We start from the raw sequence: 15,763 nt of genomic DNA on the forward strand, positions 1-15,763 counted from the left end.
CACGAGGGGTCCTGCCACCCGCACGTGGCAGGACCCCTCGTCTCACACGCGGTCCGCGGCGATCAGCAGATACTGGAAACTGCCGTTGCGATAGGCGGTCAGGAACGTTTCTTCGATGCCCGTCACCAGATGGTCGGCCTGACTGCGCAGCTCCCAGTAGGGAATCGTGGCCTCGGTCAGATCCTCGACGTGGACCGGCACCAGCCGGTTGCGGGCCATCGCCCGGAAGTACTCCGACCGGGGATGGATGTCGCAGATGTAGTGCGCGTTGATGAGGGACACCTCGCGGGAGGCCCGGCCGTAGGTGTCGTTGTAGCAGCCGGTGATGACGACGTAGCGGCCACCGCGCCGCAGCAGCCGCGCGTGCTCGGCGAACAGCAGGTCCAGTTCGACGTACATGGTGGACTCGTTGTTCCAGGACGCCGCGTACGCCCCGGTGGTGAATCCGGTGTCGAGCATGTTGCGGTGGTGGTACCGCACCTGCTCGTCGATGCCCCGCTCCCGGGCCTGGGCGTTGGCGAAGTCGGCCTGCTTGGCGGAGATCGTGACCCCGTCGGCGTGGCAGCCGTGGCGCAGATGCGCGACGACGCTGCCGCCGCCGCGTCCGCAGCCGGCGTCGAAGACCCGGTCGGCGGGCGTGAGCGGGCCGAGGTGCCCGGCGAGGAGTTCGGCCTGGGCGTGTTCCAGCCGGTGCAGTTCACCGGTGACCCGCTCACGCCGGCGGGCCCGGTCGGGCTCGTCGAGGACCGACCAGTCGACGTCACCGACGCCGTAGTGGTGGTGATAGAGGTCGTCGATCTTTCCGAGTTCGAGGTTGACCGGGTTCTCCTCGGCGTTCCAGTAGTCCGCGACGCGGTTCTGGTACGTGGACTGGGTCGGCACCGGTGCAGTCGTGGTGCCGGCGTGGGCGATCGTCAACAGTGACTCCTCGTGGTGGTGCGACCGACGCGAGGTCGGCTGACTCGGGTTACCAGTAGTCGGGCAGGTGGTAGCGGTGGGTGTTGGTGGCGTGCCACTCGTGGTTGCCGGACACCCAGTCGGACAGGCCCCGGGCATAGCGTTCGACGAGGGGCGAGGTGGCGGACAGCAGCGCGGACTCGGCTTCGAAGGCGTCCATGACCTGGTTGTGGATGTCGACGCTCTTGAGGTACGCCGCCCTCAGACCGCACCGCTCGTTGGCGGCGACGACCTGCGGCAGGTTGAGGTGCGTCGGGTCGTTCGCCAGCTCCTTGGTGAAGGAGTACAGGTCGTTGACGATCGTGGTGGCGTTGCAGGCCAGCGCGGTGATCCGCTGGATCTCGGGCCGGGCGTAGACCACCTCGGGCAACTCGTAGCCGTCCACGGCGTCCACGATCGACAGACAGGGGCGGAAGTTGTTGAACTGGCGCATCACCAGGTACTCCCAGACCCGCGGCACGTACCCGGACTCCGCCCACGCGGCCTCGCCGAGGTAGCCGAGGTGGAGCCGGGCCATGTCGTGCACGAAACGGTCGGTCTGGCTGGGCGTGGCGAGGGCCGCGAAGTCCTTCAGCGCCCAGTGGTAGGAGCGCAGCGGGCCGTCTGCCTGCACACCGGCACGCCATTCCTCCTCCGACTCCGGTGTGCCGTGGTACGGATCGAGGGCGGACTGGGCGATGACGAGCCGGCCGCCCAGCCCCCGGTGCGATCCGCCCCGGTCCTCGCTCTCCTCGCAGTAGCAGTCGTCGACGATGTTCTCGGCGAGCAGCAGCTTGCCCGCGACGGTGAGGCGCTCCGGATCGGCCGCGCCCGGATGCTGGAGGACCACGGCCCGGCCGAACTGGAACCCGGCGAAGTCCCCGCTCCACTCCTTCGGGAACAGGTCCAGGCGGCGGGCCCAGTCCTCCAGCCTGCGGTCGATCTCCCGCACCTTCTCGGGATCGGCGGGGGCGGCGGGCCGGTACTTCAGCCCGGGGACGGCTCCGCCGCGCCGGCTGCGCACGGTGCGGGCGAGGTTCGGCGGTCCGGGCAGCGTGAACGGCGCCGGGACCGCGGCCTGCGGGGACGAACTCATGGTGCGTACTCCACCCGGTCAGTCGGCGCTCCGGCCGAGCTGGACGTTCTCAAGGACTCCGGCCGCGTCGGGCACGAGGATGGCCAGCGAGTAGTAGGCGGTGACGAGGTAGTTGATGATGGCGGCGGTGTCGATGCCCATGAACCGGACGTTCAGACCCGGCTGGTACTCCTCCGGGATGCCGGTCTGGCGCAGGCCCACGACGCCCTGGTCCGCCTCCCCCGTGCGCAGCGCGATGATGCTGCTGGTGTGCTGGTCGGAGACGGGGATCTTGCTGCACGGGAACAGCGGGACACCGCGCCAGGCGGGGATCTCGTGCCCGTTCACGGTGGCGGTGCCGGGCACCAGTCCGCGCTTGTTGCACTGGCGGAAGAAGGCCGCGATCGCCTTCGGATGCGCGAGGAACAGCCGGGTCTTGCGGCGCATGGCCAGCAGCTCGTCCATGTCGTCCGGGGTCGGCGGGCCGGTGAACGAGCTGATGCGCTGTCCGTAGTCGATGTTGTGCAGCAGCCCGAACTCGCGGTTGTTGACCAGTTCCCACTCCTGGCGCTCGCGGATCTCCTCCACGGTCAGGCGCAACTGCTGCTCGGTCTGGTCCATCGGGTCGTTGTAGAGGTCGGCGACCCGGGTGTGCACCCGCAGCACGGTCTGGGTGAGGGACAGCTCGTACTCGCGCGGGGCCAGGTCGTAGTCGACGAATCCGCCGGTCAGGGTGGGCTCTCCGACGTGTCCGGCCTGCACCGGGACGTCGGCCTCGCCCTTGCGGTTCATCGGGAGCCGCTGCCGCTCGGCGTACTCCGTCAGATGCGCGGCCAGCGACGGCACCCGGTCGGTGAACTCCCGCACCACGTCCCAGGGCAGCACCATCACCACGCCCGCGGTCTCGGCGCGCATCGAGCTCAGCCACAGCGGGTCGGCCTGGCCGATGGCCTCGTCACCCATCTGGTCGCCGTCGGTGACGACCCCGAGGATCTCCTCCTCGCCGTACTTGCCGGTGGCGAAGCGGGTGAACCGGCCGTGCACGACGAGATAGGCCTCGGTGACCGGCTGGCCGGCCTCGTACAGGACCTGGCCCGCGCGGACGTCCCGCACCCGGAAGCGGCCGGCGATCTCCTTGAGGACCTCGGTGTCGCCGTAGCCGCGCAGCACCGGCAGCTCGGTGAGCGTCCGGGGGATGACCCGGATGTCGTCGGCGCCGTTCTGCTCGAACTGCACTCGACCGCGGCCGACGCGGAGCTGCAGCCGCCGGTTGACCCGGTAGGCGCCGCCCTTGACGTCCACCCAGGGCAGGGCCTTGAGCAGCCATCGTGAGGTGATGGCCTGCATCTGGGGTTCGGACTTGGTGGTCGTGGTGAGTTGGCGCGCGGCGAGGGTGCTGAGGCTGGTGAGCGGATGGTCGGCTGCGGTGGTGAGTTCTTCGGTGGCGGGACCGGTGGCGCTGTCCGGTGCGGACACATTCCCTCCCGGGAGGTGGACAAGGGTGAGCGGAACGGTCGGTGGGGTGCCTGGTGGCCGTGCGCAGAAACAAGCCAAACAGCCGTGGGCGCGCCACGGTACGGCGCGAAAGGGGCGCTCTCAGGCCCGGGACGTTGCAAACATCCCGGACGAAGCGGACGGCTCACTGCGGCTTCCCCGCACGCCGCCCGAACACCTCGCGCCCCGGGCGCGCAGGCCCGCCGGCCGCCCGGCCCGCCGCTCAGTCCAGGTCGTCGACCAGCACCGCCGCTCCGTCGAAGCGGCCCGCCTTCAGATCGGCGAGCGCCCGCGGCGCCTCCGACAGCGGATAGACGTGCGTGGTGGCACGCACGCCGTGCCGGGCGGCGATCGCCAGGAACTCACGGGCGTCCTCACGCGTGTTGGAGGTGACGCTGCGCAGCTCCCGCTCGTAGAACAGCTCGCGCTCGTAGTTCAGCGGCGGTACGTCGCTCAGATGGATACCGGCGATCGCCAGCACCCCGCCCCGGTCCAGGGCCCGCAGCGCCACCGGGACCAGCTCGCCGACCGGAGCGAACAGGATCGCGCTGTCCAGCGGCTCCGGTGGCGGGTCGGAGGCCTCCCGCGCCGAGGCGGCCCCCAGCTCCAGCGCGAGCCGCCGTGCCGCCGCACCGCGGGTCAGGACGTGCACCCGGGCGCCCTCGGCCAGGGCCACCTGCGCGCACAGGTGGGCGCTGCCCCCGAACCCGTACAGACCGAGCCGTCCGCCCGGCGGCAGCGCGGCGCGGCGCAGCGCGCGGTAGCCGATGATGCCGGCGCACAGCAGCGGAGCGGCGGCGACGTCGTCGAGGCCGCCGGGCAGCCGGTGGGCGAACGCGGCCGGTACGGTCGTGTACGGTGCGTAACCGCCGTCGGCGTCCCAGCCCGTGTAGCGCGAGGCCGGGCAGAGGTTCTCGGCGCCGCGGGCGCAGTAGGCGCAGGTGCCGTCGGTGCGGCGCAGCCAGGCCACGCCCACCCGGTCGCCGACCGTGAATCCGCGCACCGCCGTCCCGAACCCCGCCACCGTCCCGACCACCTGGTGACCGGGCGTGACCGCGGGCCGGTGCACCTCGAGGTCCCCCTCGACCACGTGCAGGTCGGTCCGGCACACCCCGCACACCCGCACACGCACCAGCAGCTCGTCCTCGCCGGGCGTCGGCACCGGCTTCTCCACCAGCCGCAGCGCCCCCTCCTCCACCGGCCCCGGCGCGACCACCGACCACGCCCGCATCGTCCTGTCCGCCATCCGCTGCCCCGCTCCGTCGGTCACCGGCCGCCTTCCGCAGCCCAGTCTGGAACGGAAGCGCGTGTTCGGCGCGCGGGCGGCCGACCGCGTCGCTAGCGTGAGAATTCGGACGACAGACACCCGAACCGGAAGGTCCGCACCGATGGCCGTGAAACCCGAGGGAATGCCCTGCTGGGCCGACGCGATGTTCACGGACGTCGAGGGGGCCAAGACCTTCTACGCCGACGTCCTCGGCTGGACCTTCGGCGAGGCGTCGTCGGAGTTCGGCAACTACACCCAGGCCTACGCCGACGGCAAGGCGGTCGCGGCCGTCGTACCACCCATGCCGGGTGGTGAGGAGCAGTCGCAGTGGTGCCTCTACTTCGCCTCGCCGGACGCCGCGGCCACGGCCGCCAGGATCCGGGACAACGGCGGTGAGGTGCTGATGGGGCCCATGCAGGTCGGTGACTTCGGCACCATGTGCCTGGCCCGCGACCCCGGTGGCGTCGCGTTCGGCGTGTGGCAGAGCGGCACCCACGAGGGGTTCGAGGCGCCGATGGAGCAGCCCGGCGCGTACTGCTGGGCGGAGGTCTTCACCCGCGAGCCGGAGACGGCGGACGCGTTCTTCCCCGCCGTGTTCCCGTTCACCGCCCAGCAGATGGACGACGACGGCATCGACTTCCGGATCTTCAACCTCAGCGGGAACCCGGTGCTGGGCCGGATGAAGATGACGGACGACTTCCCGCCCGAGGTGCCGGCGTACATCAATGTCTACTTCAGCGTCGCCGACTGCGACGCGGCCGTGGCCAAGGCGACCGAGCGCGGCGGTGTGCTGCGCTTCGGACCGATGGACAGTCCCTTCGGCCGGTTCGCGGCACTGAGCGACCCGCAGGGCGCGAGCTTCTCGGTGATCGACACCACCACCACCGAGGGTGAGATGCCGGACCTCACCGACATCGCCTGACCGGCACCTCCCGGCGTCCCCGCCCGAGCGACGCCGTGGCCGTTCGGGTGTCCGGGCCGTGGCATGATCGGACCATGCGTGAACGAGTGGTGGCCGCGTGCGACGGGGCTTCGAAGGGAAACCCCGGGCCGGCGGGCTGGGCATGGGTCGTCGCCGACGAGTCGGAGTCCCCGACCCGCTGGGAGGCGGGGCCGCTGGGCAAGGCCACCAACAACGTCGCCGAACTCACCGCCCTGGAGCGGCTGCTGGCGTCGACGGACCCCGGCGTGCCGCTGGAGGTCCGGATGGACTCGCAGTACGCCATGAAGGCCGTCACCACCTGGCTGCCCGGCTGGAAGCGCAACGGCTGGAAGACCTCCGCCGGCAAACCCGTCGCCAACCAGGACCTGGTGGTGCGCATCGACGAACTGCTCGACGGCCGCTCCGTCGAGTTCCGCTACGTCCCGGCCCACCAGGTCGACGGCGACCCGCTGAACGACTTCGCCGACCGCGCCGCCAGCCAGGCCGCCACCGAGCAGCAGTCGGCCGGCAGCGGCTTCGGCTCCCCGGAACCGCCGCCCGCGTCCGGCGCCGCGTCGGCCGCCCCGCGCCGCGGTCCGGCCGCGGCCAAGCCCGCCCGGCAGCGGTCCGGCACCGCGGCCCGTACGATCAAGGCCAAGTTCCCGGGCCGCTGCGCGTGCGGCCGCTCCTACGCGGCCGGCGAGGCCATCGCCAAGAACCCCCAGGGCTGGGGCCACCCCGAGTGCCGGACGGTGGACGCCTAGCACCGGTACCGGTCCGGTCCCCGGCGCCCGTGGGCGGCCCCCCGCACCGTCGGACAGGCCCCGGCTACGCGTCCGTGTCGAACGTGTAGTGGGGAGTGTGGTCCAGCATGTCCGCCGGGGTCGTGTCGTTCCACGGCTTCATCGGATCGTTCAGGTCGACCACGTCCCGTGTGCCGGCCGCCGGCAGGTAGCCGGAGCGGGGGTGCCGGCGCTGCCACCGCGCCCACAGCTTGTCGACGAAGGCGTGCGTCAGCCAGAACACCGGGTCGTTGGGCGAGACACCCGTGGCCATCTGGCCGCCGACCCAGACGTGCACCCGGTTGTGCAGATTGACGCCCCGCCAGCCCTCCAGATGATTGCGGAAGCCGTCCGACGCGCTGTTCCAGGGCGCGGTGTCGTACCGGCTCATGGCCAGTACGGACTCGACCTCGGCCGGTGTCGGCAGCTCACGTACCGCCCCGGCGAGGGCCCGCCGCAGATACGTCCGGCCGTCGACGCGCACGGTGATCGGCCAGTTGCCGGCCGACTCGGTGAAGAGGCCGTCCGTCACCCGGCCGTCCCGGGCGCGCCCGCTGCCGCCGAGGAAGTCGGGCGCCCACAACGAGGACCCTGCGGTGCGGTCGGCGGACCAGTCCCAGTACGGCAGCGCGACCGACGCGTCCACGGACTGAAGCGCGCGCTCGAAGTCCAGCAGGAATCTGCGGTGCCAGGGCAGGAAGGACGGCGAGCGGTGGCCGGTGCGCTCGCCGTCGTCGACGTCCCCCATGATGAAGGCGTTGTGGGTCGTGACGAACTCGTCGTAGCGGCCGCTGCGCTTGAGCTCCAGGACCGCGGCGACAAAACGCCGCTTCTCGTCGGCGGACAGGCTCGCCTGGTTCTTGCGGACGGTCATGCGCTGTTGCTCCAGGTGCTGGTGGTCGGGATCAGCCGGCGGCGGGGAACGGGACGAGCCGGGCGCCCCGCAGCTCGTCGACCGCGGCACGTGCGGCGGCGCGTGGTGTCGGCACCGGCGCGTAGTGGTTGACGACGCTGATCCAGCTGCCGTCCGCGTTGCGCATCATGTGCAGTTCCGCGCCGTCGATGTGCACCTCGTAGCCGGCGCCGCCGTGGTGGCGGCCCGCTCGGGCGACCGGCCTGCCCTGTATCAGGCGGCCGTTGTAGACCTCGTCGAAGGCTTCCGGGTCCGGGGTGCCGTGCCGCCGGGCGGTGGCGGCCATGCCCGGGGCGATCGAGAGCGTTCCGGCGGCGGCGGTGAGCGCGGCGCCCGCGGCGAGTGCGCGACGGCGGCTGAGTTCGGGCATGCGGACCTCCTGGGTCGGGGAAGGACGGGACGTCGGCCGGGTCGTGCGACCGGCCGGCCCCGCATGCCTATCGGTCCGGCGGAGAGCGGGTGAAATCCCCCGTGCGCGACGGGTCGTGATCAGGACAAGTACCTATATCTCGTGCAAGCTTGAACGAAGATGATCTTGCCGCGAAGAGGGTGCCGCCGGTCCCGGAAGGGGGAATTCCTTCCGTCGGGCGCGCTCGTCCGCACGATCCTTGGCGGACGGGCGGTTCGCCGGTGGTGCGGCTCACCCCGGGAAACTGACGCGTTCGAAAGCCTCGTCGACGCCCTGTCGAAGCGCTGCTGACGCTCCGCCGAGGCCCGGTCGACGGGCCGCCGGCGCGGACGGTCGGGCCCTGCGGCGGCTGTCGGAGTGGGGCGTTCCGCGTACCGGCGCGGCGGGTGACAGACTGTGGTCATGGATGAGCGTGAATTCGGCAGATCTGGTCAGCATGCGTCGGTCGTCGGTCTCGGTACCTGGCAGCTGGGTGCCGACTGGGGTGACGTCGACGAGAAGGACGCCCTCGCGGTGCTGGAGGCGGCGGCGGAGTCCGGCGTGACCTTCTTCGACACCGCCGACGTGTACGGCGACGGACGCAGCGAGCAGACCATCGCCACGTTCCTGGGCGGCCGGCCCGACCTGCACGTGCTGGTCGCCACCAAGATGGGCCGGCGCGTCGACCAGATCCCCGAGAACTACGTGCTGGACAACTTCCGTGCCTGGAACGACCGGTCCCGGCGCAACCTCGGCGTCGACCGCGTGGACCTGGTTCAGCTGCACTGCCCGCCCACCGCGGTCTACTCCAGCGACGCGGTGTTCGACGCCCTGGACACCCTGGTCGAGGAGGAGCGCGTCGCCGCCTACGGCGTGAGCGTGGAGACCTGCGCCGAGGCGCTGACCGCGATCGCCCGGCCTCATGTGGTGAGCGTGCAGATCATCCTCAACCCGTTCCGCATGAAGCCGCTGCGCGAGGTGCTGCCGGCCGCCCGGGAGGCGGGCGTCGGCATCATCGCCCGGGTGCCGCTGGCCTCCGGCCTGCTGTCCGGCAAGTACACCAAGGACACCGTCTTCGCCGAGAACGACCACCGCACCTACAACCGGCACGGCGAGTCCTTCGACCAGGGCGAGACCTTCTCCGGCGTCGACTACGCCACCGGCGTCGAGGCCGCCGCCGAGTTCGCCGCCCTCGCCCCCGAGGGGTACACCCCGGCTCAGCTGGCGCTGCGCTGGATCATCCAGCAGCCCGGCGTCACCACGGTGATCCCCGGTGCCCGCTCCGCCGAGCAGTCCCGCGCCAACGCGGCGGCCGCCAAGCTGCCCGCCCTGTCCGACGCCACCCTCCAGGCGATCGAGGACCTCTACGACCGGCGGATCAAGGAGCAGGTGGAGAGCCGCTGGTAGCCGTCGAGCGCATGTCCGGGGCGGCCGTCGCAACAGCGGCGCAAAAAGGGGCCGGCCGCCCCGGAGACTTCCGGCGGTCCCGGGGAACCCGGTGGGAAGGAGCCCGGTCTTTCTCACCAGGAGGAGCCGTGTCGGTCGCCGACGACAGCCCGAGCAGGTCCAGGGGGCGTGACGAGACCGAGGAGGAGAGAGCCGACCGCATGTGGGGCGAGCTGATCCAGGAGGTCCGCATCACCCAGATGGGGGTCCAGATCCTCTTCGGTTTCCTGCTGACCGTCGTCTTCACCTCCACGTACCACGCGCTGGACGACACCGACCAGACCATTTACATCGTGACCGTCGTCCTCGGGGCGACGGCGACCGGCGCTCTGATAGGGCCGGTCGCCCTGCACCGCATCGTCTCCGGGCAGCGGATCAAACCGCAGGCGGTGGTCTGGGCGTCACGGCTGACCTTCGTGGGCCTGCTCCTGCTGCTCGCCACGATGACCTGCTCGCTGCTGCTCATCCTCCGGGTGGCGACCCACAACGACTACGTTCCGTGGCTCGTCGGTGGCGTGTTCGCCTGGTACCTGCTCTGCTGGTTCGTGCTGCCGGCCTGGGCGCGACGGCACCACACCGGTCGCTGACGGACGGCGCCCCGGAGTTCCGCTCCGCCCGGCCGCCGGGCGGAACCCGTGCACGTACCGGCAGGTCCCCGGCGCGCGTTCCGCTCGGTCTCAGCTCTCGGCGAAGACCTCCGCCAGGAAGTCGTCCACATACGGTCGCTCCCGCCCCGGCGCGACCATGTCGTGGGTCCGGGACAGGAACGACTCGACCGCCGACGCCCGGGCGAACACCACCGCGTGCCGGCATCCGCCGTCCGGCCGGGCGTCGCCGAAGAACTCCATGCGCAGTTCCTCCCACCTCCCCGCGGACACCGGGCGGAACCGCACGTCGCCCGCGCCGACGGGTCGGCGCAGTCCCGTCCGGAGCATCTCCCGGTCCAGCCGCCACCGCGCGAGCACCCGGCCGTCGTGGCTGAACACCACGGTGACGGCGTACGGGTCCCGCGCGTCGTAGTTCAGGCGGGCGAGCACGGGGAAGCGGTCCGTGGCGCCCGTCCGGAGCTGCATCACCAGGGTCTTGTGCACGCTGGGTTTCACGAGGGGGGCCTCCGAGGAGAACGGTCGTAGAGCTCCCTGGTACCCCGTCCTGCGGTCGCTGCGCAGCCGCGCGACGGGGATTCCCCGACGCCGCCGATCCCGCGTCGGGCAGCGCCGACTGAGGCCCCGTCGCCAAACGGCGCCCCGCGCCGGGCACCGCTCAGTCCGACGGCGGGCGGAAGGTCCGCAGGAACGTGTCCAGGGCCTGCCGGTTCTCGGCGGCCTCCCACTCGTCGGCGGGCGTCGTCCAGCGCAGCGAGTAACCGCGGCCGTCGCCGATGAGGAAGCCGCGGCCGAAGGTGCGTACCCGCGTCCCGTCGACGTCGGCGAGCCACTGCATGTCGGCGGCCTCGCGCCCGCGGTACATCGTCGCCTGGATCCCGCCGACCCGCCGGTAGTCGTCCGCCTGCTGCTTGAGGTCGGGCTCGACGTCGTCCCGCCACACCGCGACCGGGTCGGTGCCGACCCGTTCGCTGTAGGTCACGGCGAGCGTGCGCGGGTCGTCCTCGGCGCCCAGGACCACGCGGTAGGCCAGGTCGGACACCCGGTCGGTGCTCAGCGGCCGCCAGCCGTCGGGCAGGGCGACGGAGAAGCCCTCCGGCGAGCTGTAGCCGCGGAAACCGGGCGGCAGTCCGGTGGCCGAGGCCGAGGCCGAGGGGGAGGAGGCGGTGGGCGGTGCCGTCGGAGCGGGTGCCGGGGCGGACGGTGCCGAGCCGTTCGCCGGAGGCGTGGCGGTGGTGGACGGACCGGGCTGCGTGCCGGTCGCCGAGTGTTCGTCGTCGGAGAGGCCGACCGTCGCCGCGAGGATCGCGACGCCGACGGTGACGACGGCGAGCGTCGTGCCGACGATCATGGCCCGTCTGCTCCACCCCGGCGCTGAGGCATGGCAGGCGAAGGCGTACGCGCGGCGCAGGCGGGGTGTCGGTGCGGCCGGCAGGGCCGCCTCGGCGTCCTCCTTCAGCACCCGGGTGAGTGCCTCGCGCGCCACGGTCCGGGTCAGCCGTTCGCGGCTGTTCTTGCGCAGCAGGCCCTGGACGACCTGGGCGAGGGGGCCCGCGCGCTGCGGGGTGCGCAGCGGCAGCCGGTCCACTCCTTTCAGCGTGGTCTCCGGCCGGTCCCGGTCCCGGAACGGCGGGCGTCCTTCCACCATGGTGTAGAGGATCGCGCCGAGCGCCCACAGATCCGCCGCCGGGCCGATCCGCTCGTCGCGGGCCTGTTCCGGGGAGGCGTACGAGGGCGCCGTCAGACGCGGTGCCAGTGTCGCGCCCGCGAGGCCGAAGCCGGTGACGACGACCGGACCCTCCTCACGCACGAGCACCTGGCCGGGGCTCAGCTCGCCGTGGGTGATGCCCTGATCGTGCGCAGCGTCCAGCACGTGGAGCAGCTCCAGCCCGATCCGGGCCGCCCGGACGTAGTGGAACGGGCCCTGCTGGCCGAGCAGCTCACCGAGCGGGGTGCCCCCCACCCATTCGGTGACCGTCCACAGTGAACCCGCCTCCTCGACGACGTCGACGACGGGGGCGACCCGGCCCGGGCACAGCTGGCCCATCGTCTCCGCCGTGCGCATGACGCGGCCGACGGCCCGGCGCGCGCTCTCCTCGCCGGGCTCGCCGGGCAGCCCGACCTGGGTCACCAGGCAGGGCCGCCCGGCTTGTACGTCCTCCCCGTACCAGCAGATCCGGTTCGACTCGTGATGGACGGCTTCCAGGAGCCGGTATCTCCCGGCGACCGACCGGTGTGCGGAGACGTGCGCCTTGCCCATGGCCATCCCTCGTTGAACCCCTGGCTCTCACCTTTGCCAGTGGTACGCGGGGTGCGACGGCGCGCGTTCAACGCGCCGGGCGCATATTCGGGCAGGACCGTATTTTTGACGTTCCGTCAGTGCAGTTCGAAGCGGTCGGCCCAGGTCATCACGTCACGGGGCGAGGCGTTGCCCCCGCACACCACCAGCCCGATGCGGCAGTCCTCGCCGACCCGTTCCACGACCTGCCGGGCGGCGGGCAGCAGACAGCCGGCCGCCGGCTCCGCCCACACCTTGGCGTGCTCGGCGAGGTCGAGACAGCCCCGTACGGCGTCCCGGTCGGGAACCACGAGCACCTCAGTGACCAGCGCGGACACATGGTCGTACGTCAGTGCCGACACCGTGGGGGCGCTCAGCGTGGACGAGATGGACGACAGCGGGACCTGCACCGGGCCGCCCGCCCGCAGCGCCTCGGACATGGCCTCGGCACCCTCGGTCTCCACGCCCCAGATCCGCACCCCCGGGCGGCGGGCCCGCAGCGCCGCCGCCACACCGGCGATCAGCCCGCCGCCTCCGATGCTGACCAGTACGTCGGTCACCTCGTCCGCGTCGTCCGCGAACTCCAGCCCGACCGTGCCCTGACCGGCGACGACCAGAGGGTCGTCGAAGGGGTGCACCAGTGTCAGACCCTCGTCCCGCAGTTCGGTCACGAGGCGGAAGGCGCCGCCCATGTCCTCGGTGATCCGCACCGTCGCACCGGCCTCCCGGGCGATCTCGACCGCGCGGGTGGGCGCCGAGCGCGGCATGACCACCGTCGCCTTCACGTCGAGGGCGGCGGCCATGACCGCGAGCGCGATCCCGTGGTTGCCACCGCTGACCGCGACGACCCCGGCGGCCCGCTCGGCCTCGCTCAGCGACAGCAGCTTCGCCGTCGCCCCACGGGCCTTGAAGGAACCGGTGCGTTGCAGGAGTTCGAGTTTCGCGGTCACCGGGACACCGAGCAGCCCGGACAGGCCGGGGCTCGGCACGGTGGGGGTGCGAAGGACATGTCCGGCGATCCGCTCGGCGGCGGATTCGATGTCCGAGATGCCGATCAAGGAGCTCACCCTTCCGGCGCGGCGGCTTCGATGGTGGAACCGCGCCGTGTCGAACCCTGACGCGGTACACGCCGCAGGTCAACACGGTTGCCGGTGCCGTGGCCCGGTCCGCAGCGGCGCGCGTCGCATCAGGATGTCCTGCGGCGGCCGCGGCTGGGCCGCGGCGCACGCCTCCCAGCCTGTGCCGCCGAGGTCCGCGCCGACCGCGGCGAGGTGCCGGCGGGCCCCGGCTGCCACCGCCGTACGCCCGCCTCGCCGTACGCCCGCCCCGTGATCGGCGCCGCCGGAGGTGCCACCCGTCGACGATCACGGCGTGGACGCGGCGCGGAGGGGTGCCCGTGAGGCGCAGATCACCTCACGAGCCGCCCCCGGTCAGTGCTGCTGGGCCTTCGGGGGTGTCGCCTCGCTCGGACGCACCACCACGTACCCCTCGCCTTCCAGGACCAGTTGCACGGCCTCACCGGAACCACCGCGCAGCATCGACCCGATCGACTGCGAGCGGTGCAGCGAGGTGCGCAGTCCCGCGGTCCAGCCGACCACCGCGTCCGTGTCCACGTGCACCGGCTGCTGCGCCGAGACGGGGATGACCAGCGGATTGCCGTCGCACACCAGGCCCAGGCTGCCGTGCCCGGTGAAGACGCTGTTGAACAGGCCGCCGCCCGCGATCCCCGCGCCCTTCACCGTGGCGATCCGGTACGCCAACGTGGCGTCGAAGCACAGGATGTTGCGGCCGTTCACGGTGAACTCGTCGCCCGGCTCGACCTCGACGATGAAGCAGTTCTGCGCCTCGTGGGCGAACCAGGCTTCCCCCTGGCCGCGCACCGCCATCAGCGGAAGCCCTTCGCCGGTGACCGCACGCTTCAGCATGCCGCCCACGCCCTGGCTCTTGCGTTCGAAGGCGAGGGTGCCGCGGTAGGCGATCATCGCGCCCTGCCGGGCCAGCATCTCGCCGGACACCGCGTATCTGATGCATTTGGCGTTCTCGACGGTCATCCCCGGCGCCGTGGCCGGCTGCACCATGTGCTCGCTGGAAAACAGGTCACCCTTCATGCATGCATCCTGTCCGGAGGATTGCGTTCCGCCAAGATCGCGGGTGCCGCGGGCGGACTTTCGTCAACCGCCGAAGAGTTGGGTCCAGTACGTCCCGGCCCGGCCGCCGCCCTCGAAGCCGATCCCGATGCGGGTGAAGCCGGGCTTGAGGATGTTGGCGCGGTGCCCCGGGCTGTTCATCCACCCGGTCACCACCTCGGCGGGGGAGCGCTGGCCGCAGGCGATGTTCTCGCCGATGGAGCGCAGGGTGGAGCCCGCCGCGGCGGCCCGGTCCCAGGGCCGGCTGCCGTCGGGCGCCGTGTGGGAGTAGAAGTCCCGGGCGACCATGTCCGCGCTGTGCGCCTGGGCTGCCGCGGTCAGCGGGCCGTCGACGGCCAGCGGTGGCAGCCCGGCCCGGTCGCGCTCCCGGTTGGTGAGGCCGACGACCTCGCCCGCCACACGGGTCAGGTCGCCGGGGGCGAGGGGTCTGGCCCACAGGACGGTCCAGTGGACCGTCCCGGAACGGCCGGCGGTGGCGTACGCCCACCCGGTGTGGGTGAAGGCCGGGTCGCGCAGGGTGCGGCCGGGACCTTCCGAGCGCAGGCAGTGGTCCATGAACTCGGCGGGGGAGCGCGGGCCGGAGACCAGGTGTTCGCCCACGGTGACGTACGCGAACCCGGTGCTGGTGACGCGCCGGTACACCGAGACGCCGTCGCGGGTCTCGACGCCGAGCCGGCCGTCCGCCGCCATGGCGGCGGCGTGCGCCCGCGCCGCGCCGGTCAGCCGGGTGTCCGGGCTGACCGGCGGGGAGCTCGCCCGCGCGCGTGCGGAGTTGACCAGCGCGAGGAAGCCGTCCGGGTCGGCGGCGCCGCGCGGCGGGTGGGAGGGCGACGCGGGGACGGTGGCGGGGAAGCGCGGCGAGGGGGCTGCCGGGGCGGACGACGGGGGCGCCGACGATGACGCGGAGGGCGCCGGTGCGGACGGCGTGTCGTCCAGAACGTCCACGCCGAAGTCGCGCGCGAGTCCCGCCAGTCCGTCCGCGTACCCCTGCCCGAGCGCCCGCAGCTTCCAGCCCGCGCCGCGCCGGTACACCTCGGCGAGCAGCAGCACCGTCTCCCGGCCGGGGCGGGCGGGAGCGAAGCGGACGAGCGGGCGGCCGGTCCGGTCCGCGACGTGCAGCGTGGGGGCGGGCAGCCGGCCCAGGGGCGTGCCCGGGTCGGCGGGGGTGACGGCCACGGTGACGCGGGTGGCTCCGGCACGCAGCCGCGGCGGATCCAGGGTGAGGGTGCCGCCGTGCAGCCGGGCGCCCGGAGCGGACGGCTGGTTGTAGAACACGAAGTCGCCGTCGTCCCGGACCCGGCCGCTGTCGTCCGTGATGAGCGCGGACACGTCGAAGGGCCCGGGCACCCGCACGGTCAGGGCGCCGCCCGGCAGGGGAGCGTTGCCGCCGGGGACCAACTCGTCCATGGTGTCGCCCTGTTGTAGTCCGCCGTCTCCGACTCCGGTGCGTCGACCTGAGAACGTCCGCCGGGACGATGTCGGTTCCCGGCAGGACGGCGCCTTCATTCAC

The 15,763-nt window shown here is 72.4% G+C and carries 15 protein-coding genes; 4 read left to right on the forward strand and 11 right to left on the reverse strand.

The annotated features are described in order from the left end of the window. Nucleotides 1–42: 42 nt before the first annotated feature. The 4 genes from DN051_RS34580 to DN051_RS34595 form a co-directional block, all read right to left on the reverse strand. Entirely contained in the window at nucleotides 43–918 is an 876-nt protein-coding gene (locus DN051_RS34580; protein ID WP_112440588.1) for a geranyl diphosphate 2-C-methyltransferase, read from the reverse strand. A 49-nt stretch (nucleotides 919–967) separates the two neighbouring features. Further along, the gene (locus tag DN051_RS34585; protein WP_112440590.1) at nucleotides 968–2,032 is read right to left on the reverse strand and encodes a family 2 encapsulin nanocompartment cargo protein terpene cyclase; all 1,065 of its coding nucleotides are present in this window, start codon (nucleotides 2,030–2,032) and stop codon (nucleotides 968–970) included. A gap of 18 nt (nucleotides 2,033–2,050) precedes the next feature. After that, nucleotides 2,051–3,487, reverse strand: coding sequence for a family 2B encapsulin nanocompartment shell protein (locus DN051_RS34590; protein ID WP_053761855.1), 1,437 nt, complete (start codon nucleotides 3,485–3,487; stop codon nucleotides 2,051–2,053). A gap of 241 nt (nucleotides 3,488–3,728) precedes the next feature. Beyond that, complete coding sequence (locus DN051_RS34595) at nucleotides 3,729–4,736, reverse strand: zinc-binding alcohol dehydrogenase family protein (protein ID WP_199315011.1); 1,008 nt, start codon at nucleotides 4,734–4,736, stop codon at nucleotides 3,729–3,731. Nucleotides 4,737–4,893: 157 nt separating this feature from the next. Here DN051_RS34595 and DN051_RS34600 point away from each other — a divergent pair, with 157 nt between their 5' ends. Next, nucleotides 4,894–5,694 (forward strand): VOC family protein, encoded by an 801-nt coding sequence (locus tag DN051_RS34600; RefSeq protein WP_053761857.1) that lies wholly within the window; start codon nucleotides 4,894–4,896, stop codon nucleotides 5,692–5,694. Between the two features lie 74 nt (nucleotides 5,695–5,768). After that, a complete protein-coding gene (locus DN051_RS34605) occupies nucleotides 5,769–6,458 on the forward strand; it encodes a ribonuclease H family protein (protein WP_112440592.1) in 690 nt (229 codons plus the stop codon). 64 nt (nucleotides 6,459–6,522) lie between these two features. On the opposite strand, the gene melC2 is transcribed toward DN051_RS34605, so the two are convergent. Further along, on the reverse strand, nucleotides 6,523–7,350 hold the full coding sequence (gene melC2 / locus DN051_RS34610; protein ID WP_112440594.1) for a tyrosinase MelC2: 828 nt from the start codon (nucleotides 7,348–7,350) through the stop codon (nucleotides 6,523–6,525). A gap of 31 nt (nucleotides 7,351–7,381) precedes the next feature. Next, entirely contained in the window at nucleotides 7,382–7,759 is a 378-nt protein-coding gene (melC1, locus tag DN051_RS34615; protein WP_053761860.1) for an apotyrosinase chaperone MelC1, read from the reverse strand. Nucleotides 7,760–8,200: 441 nt separating this feature from the next. Between melC1 and DN051_RS34620 the strand changes: the two genes are divergently transcribed. Both DN051_RS34620 and DN051_RS34625 read left to right on the forward strand, forming a co-directional pair. Next, nucleotides 8,201–9,184, forward strand: a complete 984-nt coding sequence (locus DN051_RS34620) for an aldo/keto reductase (RefSeq protein ID WP_112440596.1) — start codon at nucleotides 8,201–8,203, stop codon at nucleotides 9,182–9,184. A gap of 128 nt (nucleotides 9,185–9,312) precedes the next feature. Next, nucleotides 9,313–9,810 (forward strand): DUF6328 family protein, encoded by a 498-nt coding sequence (locus DN051_RS34625; protein ID WP_053761862.1) that lies wholly within the window; start codon nucleotides 9,313–9,315, stop codon nucleotides 9,808–9,810. Between the two features lie 90 nt (nucleotides 9,811–9,900). Here DN051_RS34625 and DN051_RS34630 read toward each other — a convergent pair whose 3' ends face one another. From DN051_RS34630 to DN051_RS34650, 5 genes are all read right to left on the reverse strand, one after another. Next, on the reverse strand, nucleotides 9,901–10,326 hold the full coding sequence (locus DN051_RS34630; RefSeq protein WP_112440598.1) for an SsgA family sporulation/cell division regulator: 426 nt from the start codon (nucleotides 10,324–10,326) through the stop codon (nucleotides 9,901–9,903). Nucleotides 10,327–10,486: 160 nt separating this feature from the next. Then, the gene (locus tag DN051_RS34635; RefSeq protein WP_112440600.1) at nucleotides 10,487–12,088 is read right to left on the reverse strand and encodes a serine/threonine protein kinase; all 1,602 of its coding nucleotides are present in this window, start codon (nucleotides 12,086–12,088) and stop codon (nucleotides 10,487–10,489) included. 116 nt (nucleotides 12,089–12,204) lie between these two features. Next, nucleotides 12,205–13,164 carry a threonine/serine dehydratase family protein gene (locus DN051_RS34640; protein WP_053761864.1) on the reverse strand — a complete coding sequence of 320 codons (960 nt, stop codon included), beginning with the start codon at nucleotides 13,162–13,164 and terminating at the stop codon, nucleotides 12,205–12,207. A gap of 372 nt (nucleotides 13,165–13,536) precedes the next feature. After that, on the reverse strand, nucleotides 13,537–14,214 hold the full coding sequence (locus tag DN051_RS34645) for an AIM24 family protein (RefSeq protein ID WP_112440602.1): 678 nt from the start codon (nucleotides 14,212–14,214) through the stop codon (nucleotides 13,537–13,539). Between the two features lie 63 nt (nucleotides 14,215–14,277). Further along, the gene (locus tag DN051_RS34650) at nucleotides 14,278–15,660 is read right to left on the reverse strand and encodes a CAP domain-containing protein (protein WP_112440604.1); all 1,383 of its coding nucleotides are present in this window, start codon (nucleotides 15,658–15,660) and stop codon (nucleotides 14,278–14,280) included. Nucleotides 15,661–15,763 lie beyond the last annotated feature (103 nt).

This window comes from Streptomyces cadmiisoli (assembly GCF_003261055.1).
Classification (GTDB): domain Bacteria; phylum Actinomycetota; class Actinomycetes; order Streptomycetales; family Streptomycetaceae; genus Streptomyces; species Streptomyces cadmiisoli.